This is a genomic window from Mucilaginibacter sp. P4_G9, from assembly GCF_056400985.1.
Window position 1 is genome coordinate 1 of the sequence record NZ_JBFUKF010000365.1, and the last position, 4937, is coordinate 4937.

Genomic DNA, 4937 nt, shown 5'->3' on the forward strand with positions numbered 1-4937 from the left:
ATCAATACCTGCGCCATAAGTTGTGTTAGCCTGCCATTTTAAGTCGGGATTTGCCAAATATATTTGCGGATTTGAATTACCATGATAATTGATTTGACTTACAGCCAAAGACGCATAAGATGGAATTTCCTGGTTACCGGTTTTTCCATAGTTTAATCTAAGGCTAAGGTCATCAAAAAGACCTTCTTTTGGCATAAAACTTTCACTGGTTATACGCCACTTGGCCGCCAAAGCAGGGAAATTACCATATTTGTGATTTGCTCCGAAACGAGTTGAACCATCCCTCCTTATTGTACCTGTAAGAATGTAACGATCTTTGTAGGAATAGTTAACACGTGCAAAGTACGATTGTAACCTGTAGCTTGAGCTATCACCAACCGGATAAGCTAAGTGGGTTTTAAAATCGTTATAGTTTTTAACTAATACACCTGCTTGTGAAGTACCAAAACCAAATTCGTTGCGGCTAAAGTTTTTAAATGTTTGATAAGAATAACCTGCTAAAGCGGTGATTGAGCTATTATTATCAAACTTCTTCTCGTAGTTTAAAGTGTGTTCAGTAGTGTAGTTCGTTAATTTATTATACTGATAAATAGCAGTTCCGTTGCCTGTTGGAGATGGAAAATTTTGTTCTCTGATACCAATCGCATCCGTGTAACCTATAACCTTAGGATCATAAAAAGTTTTCCTTAAACCTCTTGATATATCTGCCCCAAAATTCCCTTTGTATGACAAGCCTTCAAATAGTCGCAAAGTCATGGTGAGGTTATTCAAATAACGGTTAATGTTATCCCTGTCATCTATTTGATTTAACAGCGATACCGGGTTTCTGAAACTGTTGCCTGTTGGAAATCCGGCATCGTTATAGCCATTTAAATTAAACAATCTGCCCTGGGCATCATATACCGGAGCCGTCGGGTTCAATTGTATGGCTGCACCTACTAAACTACCGTTAAAACCTGCGTTATTGGTAATAGGCGCAAACTGATCTTTTACGTTTGAATAGGTTGATTGCAGATCAAACTTAAGCCTGCTATTAAAAAACGATTGAGAAGCATTAATACGCGCGTTAAGGCGTTTTAATGAGGAATTTTTTACGGTACCTTGCTGGTCATCATAACCTAATGAAGCACGGTAACTACCAGTGTTATTTGCTCCTCCAAACCCCAGGTTATAGGCTTGCGATATAGCAGTGCGGAAAATCTGATCCTGCCAATCGGTATTGCCTCCGTAATCCACACCACCACTTGATGAAGGACCCGCGTTGGCCCCAACGCTTGCAACTGCCTTTAAGAAAGCATCACGACCCAACACATCGTAACGTTTTGCTACACTTGCCACACTGGTGTTGGCAGAAAACTGAATTCCCTGACCTTTACGACCTTTACGCGTAGTAATTAAAATTACGCCATTCGCACCACGCGCACCATAAATAGCAGCTGATGAAGCGTCTTTTAATACCGAAATATTTTCAATATCAGCGGGGTTAATAAAAGCCAGCGGGTTACGCGCCGATGAGCTACCGGCACCAACGCCGTAACCACCACTCGTACCGCTATTGTCTATTGGTATACCATCTACCACATAAAGCGGGTTATCATTTGAGCGGATAGATCCCGCACCACGTATAGCAATAGTAGCACCTGCGCCGGGCTCGCCGCTTGATGGGGTAACCTGCACACCGGCTATACGGCCTTGCAGTAATTGATCTGGCGTTGCGATAACACCTTTATTGAAATCTTTTGTACCTAATGACGCTACAGAACCCGTTGCGTCACGTACACGCTGGGTACCGTAGCCTATTACAACTACCTCATTTAAAGCTTTACTTGATACTTCAATGGTAACATTAACAATTGTGCGATTATCAATATTAACTGTTTGGCTTATGTAACCAAGATAGGTGAATGATAAAGAAGGAGCGTTTCCGGGAACCGAAATTCGATATTCGCCTTCGGCATTGGTTATAGTACCTCCAGGTGCGGTTACTGATGTTTTAACTGTAACCCCTATTAATGGGGATCCATCCTTTTTGTCGGTTACTTTACCTGTAATGATCTTATTTTGGGCCATAGCGGTCACCGAAAAAAGAAAAATAACAGCAAAGAAACATACGTTGAGTAGGTGTTTAAATTGCATAATTACTGAGATTTAGTTGAATTGGTTTTATTAACTGGTTTAGTTTTAAAGCTAAATACTATAGGTACCAAACACTCCACACGCCCTTCATCTGTTTATATTTTCGATTGAGATAATCAAAAAACATAGGCATAAATAGTTACAGCAAACACCTCCAATTAATACCGGAATAAAGAAGTTTAACAGGAAATAATTTTAAAGTAACAGGTAGTTGAATGTATGGTTTATAATATCACACCTTAAAATCCAATGCAATTTAGATATAATAGACGTAGAAAAACACCTAATAAGTGCAATAAGGCCGTTTAAAGGTTTCTTTTAACGATTATATAAAAATTTATTGAGTTTTTAAAACACAAGTAAATGAAAATCAGATACTTATATTTTTTTAATATCAAAAAAATATAAGTATTTTTTACATTTTATAGTACTCTTTTAACCTAAAAGCAATTCAAAACCATTACTTTTAGAGCCTTGAGGAATAAAAAAAGCAGTTCAAAATTCAATTAAAATCAAATGCTTTAATATTCATGATACGTTGTTCAARCTGCTCGGGATGTAAAGATTTTGCCTTTATCCGCATTTTATAAACATAAATAGTATTTACAGAATACTCCAGTATTTTGGCAATTGTATCATTATCGGTAATACCCATTCTAATTAAGGCAAATATGCGCAGATCGGTATTTAACACTTCATCCTCCTGCGGCCAGGTTTGATCTTTTTCATCAAACAGGCTGTTAAAAACAGCAATAAAATTCGGGAAGATCTTAACAAAGATGTGGTCAAAACTATAATAAAGGTTCTCTCTTTCCTTTTTAATATCAATACCACTTATGAGGGTATGAATAGTATCGTACTTTTTCATAGAGAGCTTGGCATCTATGGATATTTTTAATTTCTCGAGCTTTAATATATATCCGGAAATGGCTTTAAAAAACTGGCCAATATATTCTTCTTTAATTTTAGCGTCTTCAATAAGCTTTCCATTGATTTCGTTTAACTGCGCATTTTTACTCTCAATTATCCGCTCCTTTGTTTTTAACTTATTAAGCTGTTTAAATATCATTACCAGGAAAAACACCACCAGCAATGCCAGCGCGGTTATTACGATCAGGAATACCAGGAACTTATTTTTTTGATGCTCGGAATTATTAAGCTCAGCGGCGGCAATTAACGGTAAAATTGAGCCAATCTGCATCTTTCGTTGTCGTGCTCCATAAAAATCCGCATCCTCTTGTGCCAGTTGTATAAAGCTGTAAGCATCTTTTATATTGCCATTTTTATATAACAAATCGGCCACGGTATAAAGTGCTACAGTTTCTTTTGTTGATGATTTGATATCGGCTATAGCTGACTGGATCATGAAGTTAAGCCCTTCTTGCTGCTGCTGGTTGTCCTCCAAATAAATCATACCTAACGAACAGGAAACCATTGCCCGTAAGTGCATGGTTATAGGCATGTTTTTTTCAAGCAGTTTGTTGAACCATACTTTACCTTCCTCATATTTCTTTTCTTGTTGCTTTTCCAGGCCAAGCAAATAATAACGGCTTATATAGTCGGTACCGCAAAAAGATATAGCCGAATCGGTAAACGTGTTACCGGCTTCAATATAGCTTGGCGTAAAATATTTATCGTTGCTGTAATTAGCCAAATCATAATTACATCTGCCTAAAAAAACATAGTAATCTATTTTAGCCGGATTGTCTAATACCTTTACATCCACTTTATTCAAAAAATAAAAAGCTTCATGAAACATGCCCGACGATAGCAAAATGAAAGCCATTTTTACATAGCTATAATACTCCCTGGGTTTATTACCCGTAAGTTTACTTACCGCTATCATTTTGTCGACATAAACATAAGCCGAATCAAACTGGTAAGATTTGTATTCGCTGTATAGCTTGTTCCAGGTATAAAAGTTACCATCATAGTCTGTTTTTGATAGCCTGGATTGATATAGTTTCAACTTTCTTATTCTATGCTCTTTATTATTATCATAAACATTTTTTTTGGCTATCTCATTTTTCAACTCATCAATCAAATTGTCTGTAACATTTAATGCAGATACCGAAAAGCTTGTTAACAAAAAAAACAGGCAGAAGTAATATTTCATTTTGTAGATATTCAATAGGTTATACAGTAAAATAGTTAATTAATAACAAGCCCGATCCCACAAGTGGTGCTTAAAATTAATTTTTATATACCAATGTTAATTCATAATAAACAGAAACGGTTGATGAATGCTAAAACACACGAATTTTTTATAACAAAGGCCATCGCATTAAGCATATTACAAAATACGACTTCACAAAAAAACCGTCCCCATCAATCACAAATGACTAAGTTGTTTTTGGTTTTATCATAAAATTTAATTGCTGGTTTATATTTCAAATATATACAATAGTGCAAATGTTATTAACCACCCAACCTATTATGTTTAATTAAATTTGTAAAAAGGTTATGCATAAGTAATTAAAATTAAGCGAAGTCAATTTTTAATTCACTTTGTGGCCGGTTCGGTTTAAAGTCGAAAAAGCTTCTAAATCAGAGCCCGGGATGTAATTTTGCCGTTTGAATTGCTTATGTTTTAAAAATTTAAGGATATGTAGTTTTTATCTCACTACCTTTGAAAAAATAATGTTAATTCTGCTGAATTAAAATGAAACGAAAAACACATTCGTTCGTTTACAATTAACTTTAAAACTGAATCAAAGCTTATAATGATAAAATTATTCGTCGGGGGGTTCCCTTTAGATATGACCGAACTCGATCTTGTTAAGATGATCAATTTACATGGT

Annotated in this window: 2 protein-coding genes; both read right to left on the reverse strand. The window is 35.8% G+C overall.

The genetic code is table 11. The features are described 5' to 3' along the window. Positions 1-2136 (reverse strand): SusC/RagA family TonB-linked outer membrane protein (locus tag AC1DPZ_RS21760; RefSeq protein WP_477407379.1); only part of this gene is annotated, 2136 nt, incomplete at its 3' end. 502 nt (positions 2137-2638) lie between these two features. Next, positions 2639-4252: a DUF6377 domain-containing protein gene (locus AC1DPZ_RS21765; RefSeq protein ID WP_477407381.1), complete on the reverse strand. Its 1614-nt coding sequence runs from the start codon at positions 4250-4252 to the stop codon at positions 2639-2641. Between the last annotated feature and the right edge of the window lie 685 nt (positions 4253-4937).